This window comes from Kitasatospora sp. NPDC028961, from assembly GCF_055564815.1.
The window spans coordinates 146042-164646 of record NZ_JBVHVO010000008.1 but is presented as its reverse complement, the minus strand read 5'-3'; the positions used below and the strand labels follow the sequence as shown (position 1 = coordinate 164646).

The following is an 18605-nucleotide window of genomic DNA, read 5'->3' as shown; positions in this document are numbered from 1 at the left end:
ACAGAACTGGCAATTTCTGCTCCGTGGGCGTCTCTTGACACCGAAGTGAAGACCGGGGACTCTGATCACCGGAGCAACATATTGGTGCGTTTCCAGCTGTCGCACGGCCGACTGCCGCTCAGGAGAACGCGCGCGTTGCGGGGGTTCACGGCGCATGTCCGGTATGGACATATCCGCCGCACTCCGGCAGGTCGCACCGCTCAGGGCGGTTTCCCCTGGTGCCACACAGGGTCATGGCAAGGCGTTCCCTCGGACCGCCCGTGGACAGCGAGACTTCCGGCGAAAAGGGACACCTTGAATCCGACCGAAGCCAGGCTGGCAGAGATCTGGCGTACCGTACTGGGAATATCCGAAGTGGGTCGCGAGGACGACTTCTTCGCCATCGGCGGTGACTCCCTGCTGATGGCCAAGGCCGTCGGCCACATTCGGCGGACCTGGCTCATCGAGATCAATCTTCGGGACCTCATCGAGCGCCCGGTGCTCTCCGAACTCGCCCACTGGGTCGACCAGCGGGCGGCGGACGTCCCCGCGGCCTCGCACGCCGAGCGCGACTGACCCGGACCGGGCGGCAGGCGGGCCTTCGGCCCCACGGCCTGGGCGCCCGCGCGGAGACAGGGAACGACCCCGAGGCACGCCGAGCGAAAGGTCCTACGATGAAGTCGGTCGTGTTTGTCGACCTGCCGACCTACGAGAACATGCTTCCGCTTGCCGCCGGATACATGCAGGCGTACGCGCAGAACGACCCGAAGCTCAGGGCTTCCTACCGCTTCGAGATCGCCTCGTTCCCGGCCGCCATGGACCGTGGGCGCATCCTGGGCGAGCTCCTCTCCCGGGAAGCGGACGTCTACGCCATCGGGTGCTACATCTGGAACTCGAAGCTGGTGCAGTGGCTGCTGCGTGAACTGATCTCGAAGCGCCCCGACGCGCACTTCCTGCTCGGCGGTCCCCAGGTGATGAAGAACGCCCTGCGTTACCTGCCCGAACCCGTCGACCGGGTCTACGTCTGCAACGGCGAGGGAGAGCTGACGGTCCACGGGCTGCTCACCCAACTGGCGGCCGACCGGGCCGACCTGAGCCTCGTCCCCGGCCTGTCGTACTGGGAGGCCGGCGAGCTGGTGACGACGGAGGCGGCTCCGCGCGTCAAGAGCCTGACCGAGATCCCGTCACCGTTCCTCACCGGCGTCTTCGACGGGCACGAATTCAGCTTCGCGATCATGGAGACGAACCGGGGCTGCCCGTTCCGTTGCAGCTTCTGCTACTGGGGGGCCGCCACCAACGACAAGGTGCACAAGTTCGAGGTGGACCGCATCAAGGCCGAGCTCGACTGGATCACCGATCACGGGTTCGCCGGGCTCTTCATCGCCGACGCCAACTGGGGCCTCGCCCCGCGGGACGTCGAACTGAGCGAGTACCTGGTGGAACGCAAGAACCTGACCGGATTCCCGTTGATGGTGAACATGGCGGCGGCGAAGAACAAGCCGGACCGCATGGCCGAGATCACGGAGATCTTCGTGCGCGGCGGGCTGATGGCCGCCCAGCCGATCTCCCTGCAGAGCCTGAGCCCCGAAGCCCTCAAGATGGTCGAGCGCCAGAACATCCGGCAGGAGACGTACACCAGTCTGCAGCGGACGCTGCGCGAGAAGGGAATCAGCTCGTACGTCGAGCTGATCTGGCCGCTCCCGGGGGAATCGTACGCCTCGTTCAAGGAGGGCGTCACGAAACTGTGCCGGTCCGATGCGGACACCCTCATCATCTATCCGCAGCTGCTCCTCAACAACACCCCCATGTTCGGCCGGCAGGAGGAGTTCGGGCTCCAGGTGGAGTCCGCGCCCAGCGAGATCGCCGAGGCGGACGTGGTGGTCGCCACCAAATGGGTTTCCCGTCGTGAGTGCGAGGACGGGTTCTGGCTCTACTACGCGATTCACTGCCTGTACAACATGCGGGGCCTGCTGCTGGTCTCCAGGTACCTCGACCGGCAGGGCGTGGTGTCCTTCGGGGACCTCTTCGCCTCGTTCGCCGAATACCTCAAGAAGGGCGACGGCGAGATATGCGACTTCATCTCCCGGTCGATCGAGAACCTCGCGAACTATGACCTCATGAACACCGGTATCACCGCCCACATGATCCTGAGTTCGCACCGCGACGAGTTCGACCGGTTGCTCTTCGATTTCGTGAGCGGCCAGGAGTGGTGGGCCGATCCGGTGGCACGCACGGCATTCGAGATGGATCTGCTGGTCCGGCCGTACGTCTACCGGGAGCCGTTCCGGCTGCCATCCGTCGGATTCCGGGAGGTCGAGCCGGAGGCCGTGGACGACTACGCGGTGCAGGTGCGCCTGCCGCAGGGCCTGACCGAGCTGGTGGCGGTGTTCGAGGACGGCGGGACACCGGCGGTGGGGAACGACGAGGGCGCCGGCGGGACGACCGTGCGGATCGACCACCGGGGCCGGCAGAAGGTGCCCTACATGGCGCGCCGCAGTCTGGAGCACAACGCGAACTACTGCCAGGGCATCGTCCTGCGGTTCCGTGAGGTGCTTCCGACGCTGAGCCGCGTCAGGACCGAGTCGATCTCCAGCAGGTGAGGTCGATTCCCAGCAGGTGACGGAGTGCAGCGACAGGACGGAGCGTCCATGGAAACCCCAGCGGACAACGGCAAGGCCGGCGCGGCGGACCCCGCGGACGTCGCGGAGGCGCTCGTCGACTGGCTGCGCGGCGAACTCAACGACGGGACCATCTCGGCCTCGGACAACTTCCTCGACGTCGGCGGCTACTCGCTGTTGTTCTCGAAGCTGAACAGGTTCCTCGGCGCGACCTACGGCGTGGCCCTCGACATCCGGACGACCTACACCGAGCCGCTCGACGTGGCCGTGACGAAGATGCAGCCGGCGGAGAAGCGGTAGAGACGATGGAGGGGAAGGACATGAGCAGCTCCGAGCGCACGGATTTCTCGCTCACACCCGACGAGTTGGCGTCGTTCCACCGGAGCGGCTTCCTCGGACCGGTGACCGTCTACGGCGAGGACGAGATGGACCGGATCTGGAGGACGGTCCAGCGCGAGTCGCTGGACCGGTCGCGGGCCGCGTACCCCGAGGCCGCGGGCAGCGGGGCCGGGAACATCGTCAACTACGACCGCCACCTCGACATCGACGTGCTGGCCCGGCACGTGCTGAACCGGAAGATCGTGGACCGGGTGACGTCCATCCTCGGCCCGGACGTGCTCTGCTGGCGCACCGAGTTCTTCCCCAAGTACCCCGGCGACGAGGGCACCGACTGGCACCAGGCGGACACCTTCGCGAACGCCAGCGGCAAGCCCCAACTGCTGTGGCCCGGAGAGTCCGAGACCGAGTTCGGGGCGGGCACGCTCACGGTGTGGACCGCCTTCACGGACTCGACCCGTGAGAACGGCTGCCTGCAGATCATTCCCGGCACCCAGCACGAGCGGAACTACGACGAGACGCGGCGCATGGAGTACGACGCGCAGCGCATCAACTCCGAGGTCAAGAACGGCGTCAGGCGCGGGTTCTTCGGGTACGACTACCGCCAGCTCCAGGTCGATCCCGACTGGCGGCCGAGCGAGGAGGACGCCGTCCCCCTGGTGATGAAGAAGGGCCAGAGCGTCATCTTCTGGTCGACGCTGATGCACGCCTCGCTGCCGAACAGCACCGAGGACAGCTACCGGATGGGGTTCGCCTGTCGGTACGTTCCGACGAAGGTGCGGATCTACCCGGATACGGATCACATCGAGGAGTACGGCGGTGCCATCTCCCTGGAGAAGTGGTCGGCCGTGCTGGTGAGCGGCGAGGACACCTTCGCCCACAACAGGATCGCCGAGGGCGGCCGGTACGGCGGGCGGCGCGTCGGGTAGCCGGCCCGGGGCCGCATGATTCCCTTGATCGCGGCGGTCGTCGTAGGCTGTCACGCCGTGACCCTCTTGCGCTTCGGACCGGACGCGTTGCAGGCGAGCCGGTTCGCCGTGTCCCCGCTCGCCGAGACGCTCAGCGAGATCACCCTGCTGCGGCAGGCGTGGGACCGCAGGGTCACGGGCCCCCGCGTCGAGGCGTTCGGCCGCTGGCTGACCGCGGGCCCGTTCGTCGGCGGTCTGCTGCGGCTGGTGACGGCCACCAAGTACCTGCCCGACTTCGTGGCCATTCCACCGCCCGGGGGGCTCACCGGCAGCCTGGCCGACGAACTGGCGGCCATGCGCGCGATCGACGACCCGGCGGCACGCGCCATGCTCGCCGAGGCGCAGCGGTTCGCCTGGACCAGCGACGGGATCGCCTGGGCCGAGGTCGACGGGATCACCCGCCGCACCGCGGACGTCTTCACCGACCTCTGGGCGCAGTTCGTGGAGCCGGACTGGCAGCGGCGCCGGGCCGTCATGGAACGCGACATCCGCCACCGGGCGGGCGTGATCGCGGTCAGCGGGTGGCGGCACGCGCTGGAGGGCATGGCGCCCGGCGTCCAGTGGGTCGGTCACGACGCGATCCAGTTCTCCACGCAGAACTACGCCGACCGCCACATCGGGAGCGACGGCCTCGTCTTCGTCCCGCACACCGGGCTGTCCGGCCAGTGGACCTGTGAGTCGCCCTCGCGGATCGCGTTCGTGTACCCGGCCAAGGGCGCCCTGGCCGCGGACTCGCGGGGAGACGGCGGGGTGGCCCGGCTGCTCGGCCGGGGCCGGGCCAGTGTCGTCGCCGAGTTGCGGATGTCGGCGACCCCGTCCCAACTGGCGGTCGTGCTCGGTGTCTCGCTCGGCACGGTCTCCGCCCACCTGGCGGCGCTGCGCGAGGCCGGGGTCGTGACCACCCGGCGGAGCGGCCGGGCGGTGTACTACGAGCTCACGCCGGTCGGCGACGAGCTCGCCCGTCTCGTCACGGCCGACAGCGGGGCCGGACCGGTCGGCCCGGCGGCCGCGGAGGCGGGCCCCTGAGGAGGCCGCGCGGTCACGGCGCCGGCGCCGGGCCGGCGGGTACGCGGACCCGCCGGCCGTCCGTCTCCGCGGGTCAGTCGTCGCCGAAGGCGAACGCCGCGGTGACGGGTGCGTGGTCGCTCCACCGCTCGGCGTGGGTGGCCGCTCGTTCGACGCGGGCCTCGACGCACTTCTCCGCCAGGCCCGGGGTCGTCACGATGAGGTCGATCCTCCAGCCCGAGTCGTTGTCGAAGGCGCGGCCGCGGTAGGACCACCAGGAGTAGGGGCCGGTGCGGTCGGGGTGGAGGCGGCGGACGACGTCGACGTAGCCGGCCTCCTCGTAGACCCGGGTGAGCCAGGCGCGCTCCTCGGGGAGGAATCCGGCCGACTTCTGGTTGGCCTTCCAGTTCTTGAGGTCCTCGGGGCGGTGGGCGATGTTCCAGTCGCCGCACACCACGACCTCACGGCCCTCGGCGGCGGCGCGGGTGCGGAGTTTGCCGAGGTGCACCAGGAACTCCGCCATGAAGCGTTCCTTCTCCTCCTGGCGTTCGGTGCCGACTTCACCGGAGGGGAGATAGAGACTGGCCAGGGTGAGCCCCGGCAGGTCGATTTCTACATACCTGCCCGAATTGTCGAATTCCGCCGATTCGAATCCGACCACCGTGCGCTCCGGCTGCTGCCGCGACAGCACGGCCACTCCCGCGCGGCCCTTGGCGGAGGACGGTGCCCAGACCGCGTGCCACCCCTCCAGGTCGCGCAGTTCCACGGGCAGCTGCCCGGGCTCGGAGCGCACCTCCTGCAGGCAGATCACGTCCGCCTCGGTGGCCGCCAGCCACTCGATGAAGCCCTTCTTGGCCGCCGCCCGGATTCCGTTCACGTTCACACTCGTCACCACGATCACCCGGGCAGCCTACCGAGCCCGGTGCCCGGCCCGGCGCCCGACGCGGTGGGGCGCCGTCCGTTTGTCGGCCTGTCGTGAACGCGGCATGAATCCGCGCGACATCGGCACCAACCGCCGTCATTGGTCTTGACCATCTCCCGACACAGCCCCTAGGGTCACTTACTGCAAAGACCTTTAATAAAGAAGGACGGATAAAGCCCGCTCTCCCACCTGCCGCAACAGCGGACAGCGGGCCGGGTCCGCCCTCCTTTCGGCAGGGCGGACAGAGCAGGGTGGAGGCCACGGTGGGAACGACAGGGCAGCTCACGGCGGTACCGGAACCGAAGTACTGGCACCTGCGCACGGTGCTGCTCCGCGCGATCGACACGGAGTTCTCCACCGGGCAGGTCCTCCCCAACGAGCGTGAGCTCTCGGCCCGCTTCGGCGTCGCCCGGGCCACCCTGCGCCAGGCGCTCGACCAGCTGGAGCTGGAGGGCCGGCTGGTCCGCCGCCGGGGCATCGGCACCCTGATCGCCGCCCCCCGGGTCGGCGTTCCGGTCAACCGCCACGAGGAGGGCTGGCCGGGTACCGCCCGCAGCCAGGCCTGGCGCACCGTCGACTGCACCACCGCCCCCGCCACCGCGCAGCTCGCCAAGGGCCTCGGCATCGCCGAGGGCGCCACCGTGCACACCGTGCGCCGGGTCCGGATGGTCCAGGGCAAGAACGTCGCCACCGAGTCGCTGCACGTGCCGGCCTCCGCCCTGCCGCACCTGCCCGGCTTCCGCGCCGAGAGCGACCGGGCCCGCTCGGTGCTGCGCCAGCTGGAGCGCCTGGAGGTCGACGGCGAGTCCCGCTCGGTCGAGCTGGGCGTCGCCGAGGCCGAGCAGGCCGCCCTGCTGGAGCGCCCGCCGGGCTCGCCGGTGCTGGTGATGACCACCCAGTACGCGGCCGCCGGCCGGCTGGTCGCGCTGGCCGTCTCCACCTACCGCGCGGACACCTGCAAGCTCACCTTCGGCGAGACCGGTCTGGTGGAGGTCACCCCCGTCAGCGCCGGCACCGAGGTGCGCACCGCCTCCTGAACCACCTGTCGCACACCCTCAGGCCCAGGCCCGGACGCCCCCGCAGGCAGCCGGGCCTGAGTCGTTCCCGGCGACGCCGGCCCCCGGTCGGACCTGGGCGCCGGGTGCGGATCCGCCCGGCTCCGCACCCGGGCCGGGTGTCACGCCGAGGTGCCAGGACCGGGAGCCACGCCCGGGAGCCAAGTCCGGGTGTCTCAGGCCCGGGCGGCGGCGCCGGTCGGCGGGTCGACGGCGAAGAGCTGCTCCTCCACCTGGTCCAGCGCCACCCGCAGGGCACCCATCGCGACGACCTCCGAGCCGAGCGCCGCCAGCGCCACCTCGGGCGCGCGCAGGGTGAACTGGGCGAGGCGCTCGCGCAGTGGCTCCAGCACGCCGTCGAGGCCGGCGGCCCAGCCGCCGACGACCACCAGTTGGGGGTCGATCGCCAGCACCAGGGCGGCCACGCTCTGCACCAGGCGGGTCAGGAAGCGGTCCATGGCGACCTTCGCCACCTCGTCGCCCTCGCGGGCGAGCCTCAGCACCCGGGCCACGGCCGCCTCGTCCAGCGGATTGAGCGGCTTGCCGGTGGTGGAGAGCAGCCGCTCGGGGGTGACCTCCTGGCCGAGCAGGTGCAGCGCGCCGATCTCGCCGGCCGCGCCGCCGTACCCGCGGTGCAGCCGGCCGTTGATGAGCGAGCCGGCGCCCGGGCTCAGACCGGCCATCACGAAGACGACGTCGTCCGCGCCGACCGCCGCGCCCTGCCAGTGCTCGGCGATGGCGGCCAGGTTGGCATCGTTCTCGATCATGACCGGGCAGCGGAAGGACCGGCGGAGCCGGGCGCCCAGGTCCAGGCCGGTCCAGCCGGGCATGGCGGTGCCGAGCTGGATGGTGCCGTCGCGGTCGACGATGCCGGGGGTGCCGACGCCGACCGCCCACAGGTTGTCGCGGGAGACGCCGGCCTTGCGCAGCACCTCCGCGACCGCGGTGCGGACGGCGCTCAGCCGCTCCTCCGCGTCCAGGGTCTCCTCGATCGGGCGGAAGTGACTGCCCACCACCTGGCCGGTGAGGTCGGCCAGCACGACCCGCAGGTCGTGCACGCCGATCTCGACGCCGAGGATGTGTCCGGCCTCGGCGCGGAACCGGAACCAGCGGGCCGGTCGCCCGCGCCGCCCGCCGCCCGGCTGGCCGCCGTTCTGGGGCTGGTCCACCTCGGCGACCAGGCCGGTCTCGACCAGGCCCTCGATCACGCCCTCCACCGTGGGCCGGGACAGCCCGGTGTCCCCGACCAGCTGAGTGAGGGTCACCGAGTGGCCGGCCCGCAGCGCCCGAAGCGTGACCGCCGCATTGATGCGCCGCAGCAGCGAGGAGTCTCCTCCGGTGAGCCGATCCGCCAAGATGCTGCCCTTCGCCGTTCGCGCGACAGCTCTGGCGCGCGGTGCCGAGTGCGCGGAGACCACCGAATGTCCCGCGAGAGTCCGCCACCCGGAACGCGGCGCGGCAGCGCTGGGCAGCCTGCGCCGGGCCCGGAGGGCACGTGCCGGATGCTACCCGGGCCCGGGGCCGGCGGGCGAGCATCTCCGCAGCTCATCCCGGCTTCGGTATCGAAATGGTACGCATCGGGTGGCGGTGCGTGACCCGGGGTTGCCTCGCGTCCCGGGGCGCTCGCGCGGGCCCGCTCCCGGGGCCGGCCGGGCGGTCGGGGAGCGTGCTCCGGTGGCGCTCCGGGCGGTCGGGGAGCCTCTATGCTGCGGGCATGTTGAACGAGACGCACGACGCTCGCCCGGCTGCGACGGCACTGTCCGACCGGGAGTTCGTGCGGAACGCGACCAGCCCGGCGCCCGTGCCCTTCGTCCCCGAGATCAGCCTGCGGATGGCCGACGACGCCATCGAACTCTGGGAGACCACCGAGTCGGCGCGCGGCGAGGTGGGGCTGGCGCCGCCGTTCTGGGCGTTCGCCTGGGCGGGCGGGGTCGGGGTGGCGCGCTATGTGCTCGACCACCCCGAGGTGGTGGCCGGGCGGACGGTGCTGGACCTGGCGGCCGGGTCCGGGCTGGTGGCGATCGCGGCGGCGATGCGCGGGGCGGAGTCGGTGCGCGCCGCCGAGATCGACGCGTACGCGGTGGCGGCCATCGGCCTCAACGCGGAGGCCAACGGCGTCCGGGTGGCGGCCGCGGTGGAGGACCTGCTGGACGGGGACGGCGCTCCGGCCGACGTGGTGCTGGCCGGGGACGTCTTCTACGAGCGGGCGATGGCCGCGCGGTTCCTGCCCTTCCTGGAGCGGGCCCGGGCGCGCGGCGCGGTGGTGATCGTCGGCGACCCGGGGCGGGCGTACCTGCCGCGCGGGCACTTCACGGAGCTGGCCGCGTACCGGGTGCCGGTGGTGGCGGACCTGGAGGACGCCGCGCTCAAGACCACCACCGTCTGGGAGCTCGCCGCACCGGCCCGCTGAGGCGGGGCCGGGGCCGGTCCCGCGGTGCGGAATTCCCGGCGGCGCGGCCGGAGGTCCTGGTAGACAGACCGGCATGACCGCCGACATCGTGCTGCGCACCGCCACCCCCGACGAGATCCCCGCCCTGCTCGCGCTCTGGGCGCGCGCCGCCAAGGGGACGAGCATCACGGACGACGCCGACGGGGTGGCGGCCCTGCTCGCGCGCGACCCGGAGTGCCTGATCGTCGCCACCCCGGCCGGCGATCCGGCGGCCCTCGTCGGCACCGTGATCGCCGGCTGGGACGGGTGGCGCTGTCACCTCTACCGCCTCGCCGTCGACCCGCGGTACCGCCGCCGGGGGATCGGCGCGGCCCTGCTGGCGGCGGCGGAGGACCGCTTCACCGCCCTCGGCGGCCGCCGGGCCGACGCGATGGTGCTCGACGACAACGCCGAGGGGCAGCGCACCTGGCGGACGGCCGGCTACCGGCCGCAGCCGCAGTGGACCCGCTGGGCCAAGCCGTTGACCGTCTGAGGCCGGTCGCCCGCGCAGCTGGTCGTCCGCCGGTCCGGTCGCGCGGGTGGGCCACGGTCGCGCCGACGGCGGGTGGTGATCCGGTGGCGCTCTGTTGCGTGCGGGGCGGGATGCGACTTGAATGGTCCAGACCACACGGGAGGGGAAGACCTATGGCCATTCCACAACGCACCATCGCCCTCGGCACCTTGGGCTTCGGCACGATCGTCGACGAGCGGACTTCGTTCGAGATCCTGGACCACTTCGTGGAGTCGGGCGGCACCGTGCTCGACACCGCGAACAACTACGCGTTCTGGCTGGACGGCGCCACCGGCGACGAGAGCGAGGAGGTGATCGGACGCTGGCTGGCCAGCCGGGGTGCCCGCGACCGCGTGGTGATCAGCACCAAGGTCGGGGCCCGACCGACCGTCCCGGGGACCGGCCTGGAGACCGCCGAGGGCCTCTCGGACAAGGCCGTCCGGACGGCGCTGGAGGGCAGCCTGCGCCGGCTCGGCACCGACCGGGTCGAGGTCTACTGGACGCACATCGAGGACCGGTCGGTGCCGCTCGCCGAGACGGTCGACACCCTGGCCGACCTGGTGGCCGCCGGGAAGGCCGGCGAGGTCGGGGCCAGCAACCACGCCGTCTGGCGGGTCGAGCGGGCCCGGGCGCTCGCGGGGGACCGGGCCCGGTACACCCACATGCAGTACCGCTACTCCTACCTCCAGCCCCGCTTCGACATCCCGCTGCCCTCCTCGGCCCACGTCCACGTGACCGGTGAACTGCTGGACTACGTACGCTCCGAGGGGGACATCCGGCTCTGGGTCTACAGCCCGATCCTCTCCGGCGGCTACACCCGCGAGGACGTCGAGATCCCGGCCGCCTACGACCACCCGGGCACGCCCAGGCGGCTGGCGGCGCTCGGCGCGGTGGCCGAGGAGCTGGGGGTGACCAAGAACCAGGTCGCGCTCAGCTGGCTGCTGGACCACGACCCGCAGATCGTGCCGCTGGTCGGCGTCAGCAGGATCGCCCAACTGGACGAGGCGCTGGGTGCCCTGGCCGTCACCCTCTCCGCCGAGCAGCGCCGGCGCCTCGACGAGGCCGCGCTCTGACCACCGGCGGTGCACTGACCACCGGCCGTGCGCTGACCACCGGCCGGACCCGGCGGCGCCGGTAGGGCAGTCGGGGCCGCCGGGTGGCCGTGCCGTTCGCGGTACGGCCGCCCGGCGGGCGCGCGGTCAGAACCAGTGCAGGCAGTGCGGGGAGCGCTCGCCCCGGAAGAGGGCGTCGGCGCGGGCGGCCGCCCCCGGATGGTGGGCGAGGACGTGGCCGGCCCGGACGAGCGTGCTCGGGGCGGTGCCGCCGAGGTAGAGCGAGCCCAGGTCGCGGACGTCCAGGGACAGGTCGGGCTCCCGGTCCGTCGGGACGCAGTCGGCCCTGCCGTTCCGCACGGTCAGCAGATAGCGGTCGTGCTCGCCGAGGAACGGGTCCTCGACGTCGAGGACGAGCTCGCCGTCCGCGCACCAGCCGCGCGCGGTCAGCGCCCGCGGCACGTCCAGCAGCCGCACCCAGAGCCAGTCGGTGTCCTGGTGCACCTCGCCGGCACGGAAGTCGGTGAGCCGCCAGCGCAGCGGGTGGTCGGGCGGGACGTGCTTGAAGACGACCCGGTCGACCAGGTCGTGTTCGAGGACGAAGCGGGCCAGGGCGGTGAAGACGAGGTCGTCGGCGGCGATGACCTCGTCGACCGTCAGGCTGTCGGGCTTGTCCTTGGCATAGCAGGCGTACCCGTCCGGGACGCCGTCGGCGTCGCGGTGCAGGGCGATGTAGCGCGGTGTCGGCGCGATCGGGGGCTGTCCGGCGCGCAGGGCCCACCAGCGGTGCGGCCGGGACAGCGCGCCGGGCTGGGTGCGGCGGTACCGGTCGTAGACCTGCTCCAGGAGCTCGCCGCAGTCGGCGTGCCGCAGCACCTCGACCGTGCCGCTGTCCGGGGCGGTCACGTCGGCCGTGGCGGCCTCGGCCCGGCGGGCCCGGGGGGCGGCGAGGGCGGCCCGGTGGTGCGGCACCGTCAGCCGCGCCGTGTACGTCGCCGGTCCGTAGCCGAACCTGCCGTAGATCGTGGCCTCGGAGGCGAGCAGGACGGCGAGGAACTCCCCGCGGGCCCGGAACCCGGCGAGCTGGTGGCGCATCAGCGCGGTCAGCACGCCCCGGCGCCGGTGGGAGGGCAGGACGCCGACGGCCGTCACCCCGGGGACCGGGACGAGCGCCCCGCCGGGCAGGGTGAGCTCGAAGGAGTACGCACCGGCGGTGCCGACGGGCCTCCCGTCGTCCGACACGGCGAGCAGGCCGCGGTCCATTTCGAGCGCCGACCACCAGGCCCCGCCGCCGTCCTCGGCCGTGGTCTCCCGGAAGAGCCCGAACGGGGCGAGCAGGGTGTCGACGAAGACGTCGTGGTCCTCGTCGGTCGTGGAACGGATCTCCATGGTCGCCGCCGCCTCCTCGCGCACCGGCACCACGGCTCGTGGTGCCCGGCCACATTGGAACGCCGACCCGCGGCCGGGGCAAGCGAATTTCGACACGGGCCCCGCGGCGGCCGTTCCGCCCCCGGGGTACTGACAGGGGTTCAGGGACCGGTAGCCTGGGCGGACTTCCGGACGTGCGGATCGACCGGCACCGGGCAAATGGGGGGACCATGGCAGGTCAGGCCAGACGAACGGCCGCGGGGCGGCGGCGCGGTACGGCGGGCCTCGCCGTCGGAGCGCTCGCGCTGCTGCTCGCGGTCGCCGGCTGTTCGAGCAGCGGGACGGCCGCCGCGCCGTCCGCCGCCGCGCCGTCGGTCCGGCCCACGGAGCCCGCCACGCCCACGCCGACGCCGACGGCCACGTCCGCGGTCCCGTCCCCGCCCGCCGCCGTGCCGTCCGCCTCGGCCCCCGGGACGCCGCCGGAGCCGTCCGAGGCACCCGGCTCCGTCTACGGGTGCGACGGGCAGCCGCTCATCTCGCCGAAGTCCCTGGAACTGGCCTGCGACAAGGGCGCGTCGATGCTGGACGGGCTGGTCTGGACGGCGTGGGGCGGGCTGAGCCCCACCGCCACGGGCCGGCTCTGGGAGAAGAACGCGGCCGGCGGCGTGGCCGCCGTCCCCGCGACGGTGACCCTGGGCGGTCTGACCGGCGGCGACTACACGACGATGCGGATCTCCGCACCGAAGGCCGAGCGGCCCAACCTCACCTTCACCCTGAGCCGTTCCGGCCCGGCGCCGAAGGACTGACGGCCGGGCGGCCGTCCCGCCCGGCCGGTGTCACGGCCGCAGCGCCACACGCAGCTGCTGCCCCCGGTGGTCCGACATCCCCCGCTGGTCCGCGAAGGAGTACCGCTCCACCGCGACCCGGCGGTCGGTGAACGCCCAGTCCAGCCGCCACAGGTCGCTGCCCAGCAGGCCGCCCCAACTGCCCGGGTAGAGGTCCCCGGAGGCCGAGCGGGCGTCGCGGAAGCGGGCGCGCAGGCCGCTCAGGTCGCCCATCGCCGGGGTGGTGTTGAAGTCCCCGGCGATCAGCAGCGGGTGGTGGTTGGCGGCGGCGTCCGACTCCAGTGCCGTGTACTGCTCCCGGCGTGCGGCGTCGGCCGCGCGGACGGTGCGGTAGAAGTCGCCGCCGAACACCGACTGCCGGGTGTCCACCTGGACCGGGATGTGCACGTTGTAGAGGGACACCGCCCGGCCGTGGACGTCCACATCGGTGCGGAGGACCTTCTTCCTGGCGAAGGTCACCTCCCACGGCGTACCGGCCGGCAGCGCCGCGCCGACCGCCGGGGTGGCGAGCACCGGGAACCGCGAGAGCGTGACCAACTCGCCGAGCACCGCCACCCGGTAGCCGGGGAACTCCTGCCGGATCCGGTCGAGCCGGTCGATCCGGGTCGGCGTCTCCTGGACCCAGGCCAGGTACTCCTGGAGCAGGTAGACGTCCGCGTCCCTGCTCCGGAGGTAGCGGTAGAAGGCGTCCGGGTCGTCGGTGGTGTCCCAGTACTCGGTGTTCCAGGAGAACACCGTGAACGCCGGGCCGGGCGCGCGGTCCCGGCCGGGCAGCAGCGCCGCGGGGTTGAGCCCGGTGCGCGGCAGGCCGGCCAGCAGCAGGGCGACCACCACCGGCACGAGCCACCGCCGCGACGGCCGGGTGACCACCGCCAGGGCCAGCAGCAGCACCGGCACCGCCAGGAAGAGCAGCGGCGGCGCGAGGTCCGGTATCAGCCAGAACCACCAGCGGCCGCTCAGCAGGCGGTCGAGGAGGAGGAAAACACCCCAGCAGGCCGTGACGGCGACCAGCGACCGGGGCCCGAGCGAACGCGGGCGAGCGGAATCCATGGCGCGGAGAGTAGCAGGGCGGCGGCGCCCCGGATTTCACCCGGCCGCATTCCAATACCGAGACGATACCCGGCCGATACGCGGCCCGCCTGAAATGGCGGCATGACGTTTTCCGTATCGGTCGTCATACCGGCCCACAACTCCGCTCGTACCCTGGGTGCCTGTCTCGACTCGGTGTACGCCCAGACCGCCCCCGTCCACGAGGTCATCGTGGTGGACGACGGCTCCACCGACCGGACCGCCGAGGTGGCCGAGGGCTATCCGTGCACCCTGATCCGGCGCACTCCGAACCGCGGAGTGTCCGCCGCGCGAAATGCCGGAATCGCCGCGGCGACCGGTGACATTCTGTTCTTCCTCGATTCCGACGAGGCGCTGACGCCCGATTCGGTGGCCAACGCGCTGGAAATCCTGGCGGCCGACCCGGAGTGCGGCTGCGTACACGGAGTGATCGCACCGGATCCGCTGTTCGACGACGGTCCGGTGGAGCGCTACCGGGTGCTGCACGCGCACTGGTGGCGGGTGCGCGGCGCGGGCGTCGTGGAGACCGCCTTCTTCGCCCAGGCGGCCGTGCGCCGCGAGGTCTTCGAGCGCCTCGGCGGCTTCGACGAGCGGCTGCGGGACTCCGAGGACCTGGAGTTCAGCGACCGACTGGCGCCGCACCACCGGATCGTCCTCACCGACCGGGTGGTCGCCCTGCACGACGAGGAGCACCGGCTCCGGCCACTGCTGGCCGAGACCTTCCGGCGGGCGCTGGTGCTGGTGCCCGCACTGGCCTCGGCGCGCCGGGGCGGACGGCGCAACCTGACCGCCAACAGTCCGGCGTCGGTCGCCGCCGCCGCCCTCACCCTGGCCACCCTGCCGCTGGCGCCCTGGTACCCGGTGCTGCCGGCCCTCGGGGCGCTCGGGTTCTGCGCCGCCAACGGCCGGTTGCTGCGGTTCGTCGCGGGCCACCGGGGCCCGGGTTTCGTGCCGTTCTTCACCGGCGTCCACTTCCTGGTCATCACCGCCCTGGTGAGCGGCGCCGCCGTCGGCACGGTCCGGATGCTGCTCCCGGACCGTGCCGACGGCGCCGGGGCGGCCCCGGCGACGGCGGCCGAGCCCGGCACCGCACCCGGAACCGGGGCGGCCCGGTGATGCTGGACCGGCTGCGCAAGGTGCTCACCCCGCTGATCGTGCTCGCCGCCCTGGTCGGCCTCGGCCTGCTGCTCCGCCACGAAGGCCCGGTCGCCGTACGGGCGTTCGCCCGGGCGGACGCCCTGCCGCCGCTCGCCGCCTCGCTCGCCGCCAACGTGGCCGGCCTGGTGCTCGCGGTGCACGCCTGGCGGGTACTGATCCCCGGCGACCACGCGGTCCGGGGGGTCCACGCCGCCCGGATCTACTTCCTCGGGCAGCTCAGCAAGTACCTGCCGGGCCGGGTCTGGGGCGTGCTCACCCATGTCACGCACGGCCGGGCGGCCGGGGTGCCGGCCGCCCAGATGACCTCCGCCTACCTGCTCAGCCTGGCGCTGACCCTCCTCACCGGCGCGGGCGTCGGGCTGCTGGCGGCGCCGGCCGCGCTGCCGGGGCAGTGGGTCTGGCTCTGCCTGCCGGCCGCGGCCTTCCTGGCCTGCGTCGTCCGCCCGGCCCTGGCCACCCGGCCGGTCGCGGCCGCGGCCCGGCTGCTGCGGCGGCCGGTCGAGGCGCCGCCGGACGCCGCCGTCCGCCGGGCCGTCCTGCTGGCGATCGCCTCCTGGCTGGTCTCCGGACTGCACCTCTGGTTCCTGGCCCTGGCGTTGGGCGGGTCGGCCGGGGCCTCGCTCGGCCCGGCGGTCGGCGCCTTCGCGCTCGCCACCGTGGTCAGCAGCCTGGCCGTGATCGTGCCGGACGGCTGGGGGGTGCGCGAGCTGACCATCACGGCCGCGCTCGCCACCGTGCTGCCCGGAGGCGTCGCGGCCACCGCGGCGATCGCCAGCCGGGTCGTCTGCGTGCTGGCCGAGCTCGGAAGCTCGGCCGTCGTCCTGACCTGGGCCCGGCTCAGGTCCACCCCGATGCGAGAGGAAGCCCGTGTACACCCTTGACGACGCCGAACGGTTCCAGGTCCGTGAGGTGCACGACCTGTACCGGCGGTACGTGAACAAGAGCCAGGTCTCGCTGATGACCTCCTTCGGCTTCGGCCGGGAGCTGGTCGCCGAGGCCCGGGGCGCCCATCTGACCCTCACCGACGGCCGCCGGATCCTGGACGTCACCGGCGGGGTCGGCGTGCTCAACCACGGCCACAACCACCCGCGGATCCTGGCCGCCCGCGAGCGGTTCGCCCGGGCCGGCCGGATGGAGGTCCACAAGACGTACTTCTCGCCCTACCTCGCCGCGCTCGGCCACAACCTGGCCGAGGTGCTGCCCGGCGACCTCTCGATGTCCTTCCTGCCCAACTCCGGCGCCGAGGCGGTGGAAGGGGCCGTCAAGCTGGCGTACAAGTACCACGGCGGCAGGCGCGGGACGGTGCTGCGCGCCGACTGCGCCTTCCACGGCAAGCTGCTCGGCTCCGGCGGCCTGACCGGCCAGAGCCAGTTCGCCTTCCCCACCATCCCGGGCATCGACACCTTCGCCTACAACGACCTCGACTCGGTCCGCCGCGCCGTCGACGCCCACCCGGACGACGTCTACGCGATCCTGATCGAGCCGTTCAGCGCCTCCACCGTGCAGGCCTGCTCCGAGGAGTTCCTGCGCGGGCTGCGCGAGCTGTGCACCCGGAAGAAGATCGTGCTGATCTTCGACGAGATCTACACCGGCTGGGGCAAGACCGGCACCCTGTTCCACTTCATGCGCTACCCGGGCCTGATCCCGGACGTCCTCACCACATCCAAGTCCTTCGGCGGCGGCAAGTCCTCGATCTCGGCGTTCGTCGCCCGCGAACCGGTCTTCCGCAAGGCCTACGACAACCTCGGCGACGCGCTGCTGCAGTCCACCTCGACGACGTACTACGGCTTCGGCGAGGAGTGCGCCACCGCGCTGGAGGCCGTCAACATCGCCATCGAGGACGACTACCCGGCGCGGGCCCGGGCGATCGGCGCCGTCCTGGAGCCCGGGCTGGCCCGGCTGGCCAAGGAGTACCCGGAGGCGGTCGGCCGGGTGACGGGCGCCGGGGCGCTCTGGGGAGTCTTCATCGAGGGCGGGCCGAAGATCCTCGACCTGGTCGCCAGGCTGGCGCCGGGCGGGATGGCCCGCGACCCGAGGTTCAAGACCAAGCTGGTCACCTGCGCGGTGATCAACGCCCTGTACCAGGACCACGACATCTTCGCCTACTACACCCTCAACGGGCTCAACCCGCTGGTCATCGGCCCCTCGCTGGTCACCGACCCGGCCGACGTGGAGCGCACGGTCGAGGCGCTCGGCGAGGTGCTCGGCAAGGGGCTCGGGCACCTGGTGACGCGCTTCATCAAGCAGAAGGTGGGGTCCCAGTGGTGATCGCGATCACCGGCGCCGCGGGCATGCTCGGCTCGCGGCTCGCCGAACGGCTGCTCGCGGACGGCAAGGACGTCCGCGGGGTCGACCTGCGGCCCGGCCCCGGCGTGGCGGTGGTCGGCGACATCCGCGACCCGGCCGTGATGGCCCGGGCGCTGGACGGCGCCGAGGTGCTGGTCCACGCGGCGGCCGCGCTGCCCAGCTACCCGGACGAGCAGATCCGCTCGATCATCGTCGGCGGCACCGAGAACGTGTTCGCCGCCGCGCGCGCCGCCGGCACCCCCCGGGTGGTGCACATCTCCTCGACCGCCGTGTACGGCCTGCCCAAGGTCGTCCCGACGCCGGAGACGTACCCGCGCGAGCCGGTCGACACCTACAGCCGGGCCAAGGCCGCCGCCGAGGAGATCGCCGAGCGCCACCGCGCCGCCGGGATGTGCGTGCCGATCCTGCGGCCCAAGACCTTCGTCGGCCCGGGCCGGATGGGCCTGTTCTCGATGCTGTTCGAGTGGGCGGAGGAGGGCCGGAACTTCCCCGTGCTCGGCCGCGGCGACGTACGGATCCAGATGTTCGGCATCGACGACCTGGTGGACGCCGTGGTCACCGTGCTCACCGCGCCCGAGGACGTCGCCAACGACACCTACAACCTGGCGGCCGCCGAGTTCGGCACCCTGCGTCAGGACTTCCAGGCCGTCCTGGACGCGGCCGGCCACGGCAAGCGGGTCGTCGCACTGCCCGCCCGGCCCGCCCTGACCGTGCTGAGCACCCTGCAGAAGGCCAGGCTCTCGCCGGTCTACGGGCGGCTGTTGCACAAGCTGATGGAGGACTCCTACGTCAGCATCGACAAGGCCGGGGAGCGGCTCGGCTTCGCGCCCAGGCTGTCCAACCGGGACGCGATCCTGCGCACCTACGACTGGTGGCGCACCGCCCGCCACGACCGTCCGGCGGGCAGCCCGACCGGCCGGACCAGCCGGGACCCGTGGAGCCAGGGCCTGTTGTCCGCCGTGAAGATCTTCTTCTGAGGGAGTGC

General features: G+C 72.6%; 18 protein-coding genes. 14 read left to right on the top strand and 4 right to left on the bottom strand.

Going from position 1 to position 18605, the window contains the following annotated elements:
- Positions 1 to 45 precede the first annotated feature (45 nt).
- The 5 genes from ACZ4UX_RS17620 (at position 46) to ACZ4UX_RS17600 (ending at position 4927) form a co-directional block, all read left to right on the top strand.
- Entirely contained in the window at positions 46 to 555 is a 510-nt protein-coding gene (locus tag ACZ4UX_RS17620; protein WP_329486257.1) for a phosphopantetheine-binding protein, read from the top strand.
- A 98-nt stretch (positions 556 to 653) separates the two neighbouring features.
- Positions 654 to 2579, top strand: a complete 1926-nt coding sequence (locus tag ACZ4UX_RS17615) for a B12-binding domain-containing radical SAM protein (RefSeq protein WP_465707306.1) — start codon at positions 654 to 656, stop codon at positions 2577 to 2579.
- Positions 2580 to 2627: 48 nt separating this feature from the next.
- Positions 2628 to 2897, top strand: a complete 270-nt coding sequence (locus ACZ4UX_RS17610; RefSeq protein WP_396486531.1) for a hypothetical protein — start codon at positions 2628 to 2630, stop codon at positions 2895 to 2897.
- 20 nt (positions 2898 to 2917) lie between these two features.
- A complete protein-coding gene (locus ACZ4UX_RS17605; protein WP_465707305.1) occupies positions 2918 to 3862 on the top strand; it encodes a chlorinating enzyme in 945 nt (314 codons plus the stop codon).
- A gap of 57 nt (positions 3863 to 3919) precedes the next feature.
- The gene (locus tag ACZ4UX_RS17600) at positions 3920 to 4927 is read left to right on the top strand and encodes an ArsR/SmtB family transcription factor (RefSeq protein WP_465707304.1); all 1008 of its coding nucleotides are present in this window, start codon (positions 3920 to 3922) and stop codon (positions 4925 to 4927) included.
- Positions 4928 to 5000: 73 nt separating this feature from the next.
- On the opposite strand, the gene ACZ4UX_RS17595 is transcribed toward ACZ4UX_RS17600, so the two are convergent.
- On the bottom strand, positions 5001 to 5807 hold the full coding sequence (locus ACZ4UX_RS17595; RefSeq protein WP_465707303.1) for an exodeoxyribonuclease III: 807 nt from the start codon (positions 5805 to 5807) through the stop codon (positions 5001 to 5003).
- A 284-nt stretch (positions 5808 to 6091) separates the two neighbouring features.
- Here ACZ4UX_RS17595 and ACZ4UX_RS17590 point away from each other — a divergent pair, with 284 nt between their 5' ends.
- Positions 6092 to 6865 (top strand): GntR family transcriptional regulator, encoded by a 774-nt coding sequence (locus ACZ4UX_RS17590; RefSeq protein WP_465707302.1) that lies wholly within the window; start codon positions 6092 to 6094, stop codon positions 6863 to 6865.
- A 194-nt stretch (positions 6866 to 7059) separates the two neighbouring features.
- Here ACZ4UX_RS17590 and ACZ4UX_RS17585 read toward each other — a convergent pair whose 3' ends face one another.
- Positions 7060 to 8238: an ROK family protein gene (locus ACZ4UX_RS17585; RefSeq protein ID WP_465707301.1), complete on the bottom strand. Its 1179-nt coding sequence runs from the start codon at positions 8236 to 8238 to the stop codon at positions 7060 to 7062.
- Between the two features lie 359 nt (positions 8239 to 8597).
- Between ACZ4UX_RS17585 and ACZ4UX_RS17580 the strand changes: the two genes are divergently transcribed.
- The 3 genes from ACZ4UX_RS17580 to ACZ4UX_RS17570 all read left to right on the top strand — a co-directional run bounded on the left by ACZ4UX_RS17580 (position 8598) and on the right by ACZ4UX_RS17570 (position 10895).
- A complete protein-coding gene (locus ACZ4UX_RS17580; protein ID WP_352294792.1) occupies positions 8598 to 9293 on the top strand; it encodes a class I SAM-dependent methyltransferase in 696 nt (231 codons plus the stop codon).
- 73 nt (positions 9294 to 9366) lie between these two features.
- The gene (locus ACZ4UX_RS17575; protein WP_465707300.1) at positions 9367 to 9804 is read left to right on the top strand and encodes a GNAT family N-acetyltransferase; all 438 of its coding nucleotides are present in this window, start codon (positions 9367 to 9369) and stop codon (positions 9802 to 9804) included.
- 152 nt (positions 9805 to 9956) lie between these two features.
- Entirely contained in the window at positions 9957 to 10895 is a 939-nt protein-coding gene (locus ACZ4UX_RS17570) for an aldo/keto reductase (RefSeq protein WP_380391478.1), read from the top strand.
- A 126-nt stretch (positions 10896 to 11021) separates the two neighbouring features.
- On the opposite strand, the gene ACZ4UX_RS17565 is transcribed toward ACZ4UX_RS17570, so the two are convergent.
- Positions 11022 to 12263, bottom strand: a complete 1242-nt coding sequence (locus tag ACZ4UX_RS17565; RefSeq protein WP_465707299.1) for a GNAT family N-acetyltransferase — start codon at positions 12261 to 12263, stop codon at positions 11022 to 11024.
- Between the two features lie 209 nt (positions 12264 to 12472).
- On the opposite strand from ACZ4UX_RS17565, the gene ACZ4UX_RS17560 reads away from it, so the two are divergent.
- Positions 12473 to 13048, top strand: a complete 576-nt coding sequence (locus tag ACZ4UX_RS17560; RefSeq protein WP_465707298.1) for a hypothetical protein — start codon at positions 12473 to 12475, stop codon at positions 13046 to 13048.
- A gap of 30 nt (positions 13049 to 13078) precedes the next feature.
- Here ACZ4UX_RS17560 and ACZ4UX_RS17555 read toward each other — a convergent pair whose 3' ends face one another.
- On the bottom strand, positions 13079 to 14137 hold the full coding sequence (locus ACZ4UX_RS17555; protein ID WP_465707297.1) for an endonuclease/exonuclease/phosphatase family protein: 1059 nt from the start codon (positions 14135 to 14137) through the stop codon (positions 13079 to 13081).
- Positions 14138 to 14239: 102 nt separating this feature from the next.
- Between ACZ4UX_RS17555 and ACZ4UX_RS17550 the strand changes: the two genes are divergently transcribed.
- The 4 genes from ACZ4UX_RS17550 to ACZ4UX_RS17535 are packed head-to-tail and all read left to right on the top strand — an operon-like array spanning position 14240 to position 18597.
- Entirely contained in the window at positions 14240 to 15271 is a 1032-nt protein-coding gene (locus tag ACZ4UX_RS17550) for a glycosyltransferase family 2 protein (RefSeq protein ID WP_465707296.1), read from the top strand.
- Entirely contained in the window at positions 15271 to 16194 is a 924-nt protein-coding gene (locus ACZ4UX_RS17545; RefSeq protein ID WP_465707392.1) for a lysylphosphatidylglycerol synthase domain-containing protein, read from the top strand. Before ACZ4UX_RS17550 ends, ACZ4UX_RS17545 begins: the two co-directional genes overlap by 1 nt.
- Positions 16181 to 17581 carry an aspartate aminotransferase family protein gene (locus tag ACZ4UX_RS17540; protein ID WP_465707295.1) on the top strand — a complete coding sequence of 467 codons (1401 nt, stop codon included), beginning with the start codon at positions 16181 to 16183 and terminating at the stop codon, positions 17579 to 17581. The genes ACZ4UX_RS17545 and ACZ4UX_RS17540 overlap by 14 nt, the downstream gene beginning before the upstream one ends.
- The gene (locus tag ACZ4UX_RS17535) at positions 17575 to 18597 is read left to right on the top strand and encodes an NAD-dependent epimerase/dehydratase family protein (protein ID WP_329486236.1); all 1023 of its coding nucleotides are present in this window, start codon (positions 17575 to 17577) and stop codon (positions 18595 to 18597) included. Before ACZ4UX_RS17540 ends, ACZ4UX_RS17535 begins: the two co-directional genes overlap by 7 nt.
- The last annotated feature ends 8 nt before the right edge of the window (positions 18598 to 18605 follow it).

Excerpts from the sequence above, each read along its gene's own strand:
- ACZ4UX_RS17615 (WP_465707306.1), top strand. The coding sequence starts at position 654 with ATGAAGTCGGTCGTGTTTGTCGACCTGCCGACCTACGAGAACATGCTT.
- ACZ4UX_RS17610 (WP_396486531.1), top strand. The coding sequence starts at position 2,628 with ATGGAAACCCCAGCGGACAACGGCAAGGCCGGCGCGGCGGACCCCGCG.
- ACZ4UX_RS17605 (WP_465707305.1), top strand. The coding sequence starts at position 2,918 with ATGAGCAGCTCCGAGCGCACGGATTTCTCGCTCACACCCGACGAGTTG.
- ACZ4UX_RS17580 (WP_352294792.1), top strand. The coding sequence starts at position 8,598 with ATGTTGAACGAGACGCACGACGCTCGCCCGGCTGCGACGGCACTGTCC.
- ACZ4UX_RS17575 (WP_465707300.1), top strand. The coding sequence starts at position 9,367 with ATGACCGCCGACATCGTGCTGCGCACCGCCACCCCCGACGAGATCCCC.
- ACZ4UX_RS17570 (WP_380391478.1), top strand. The coding sequence starts at position 9,957 with ATGGCCATTCCACAACGCACCATCGCCCTCGGCACCTTGGGCTTCGGC.
- ACZ4UX_RS17565 (WP_465707299.1), bottom strand. The coding sequence starts at position 12,263 with ATGGAGATCCGTTCCACGACCGACGAGGACCACGACGTCTTCGTCGAC.
- ACZ4UX_RS17560 (WP_465707298.1), top strand. The coding sequence starts at position 12,473 with ATGGCAGGTCAGGCCAGACGAACGGCCGCGGGGCGGCGGCGCGGTACG.
- ACZ4UX_RS17555 (WP_465707297.1), bottom strand. The coding sequence starts at position 14,137 with ATGGATTCCGCTCGCCCGCGTTCGCTCGGGCCCCGGTCGCTGGTCGCC.
- ACZ4UX_RS17550 (WP_465707296.1), top strand. The coding sequence starts at position 14,240 with ATGACGTTTTCCGTATCGGTCGTCATACCGGCCCACAACTCCGCTCGT.
- ACZ4UX_RS17545 (WP_465707392.1), top strand. The coding sequence starts at position 15,271 with ATGCTGGACCGGCTGCGCAAGGTGCTCACCCCGCTGATCGTGCTCGCC.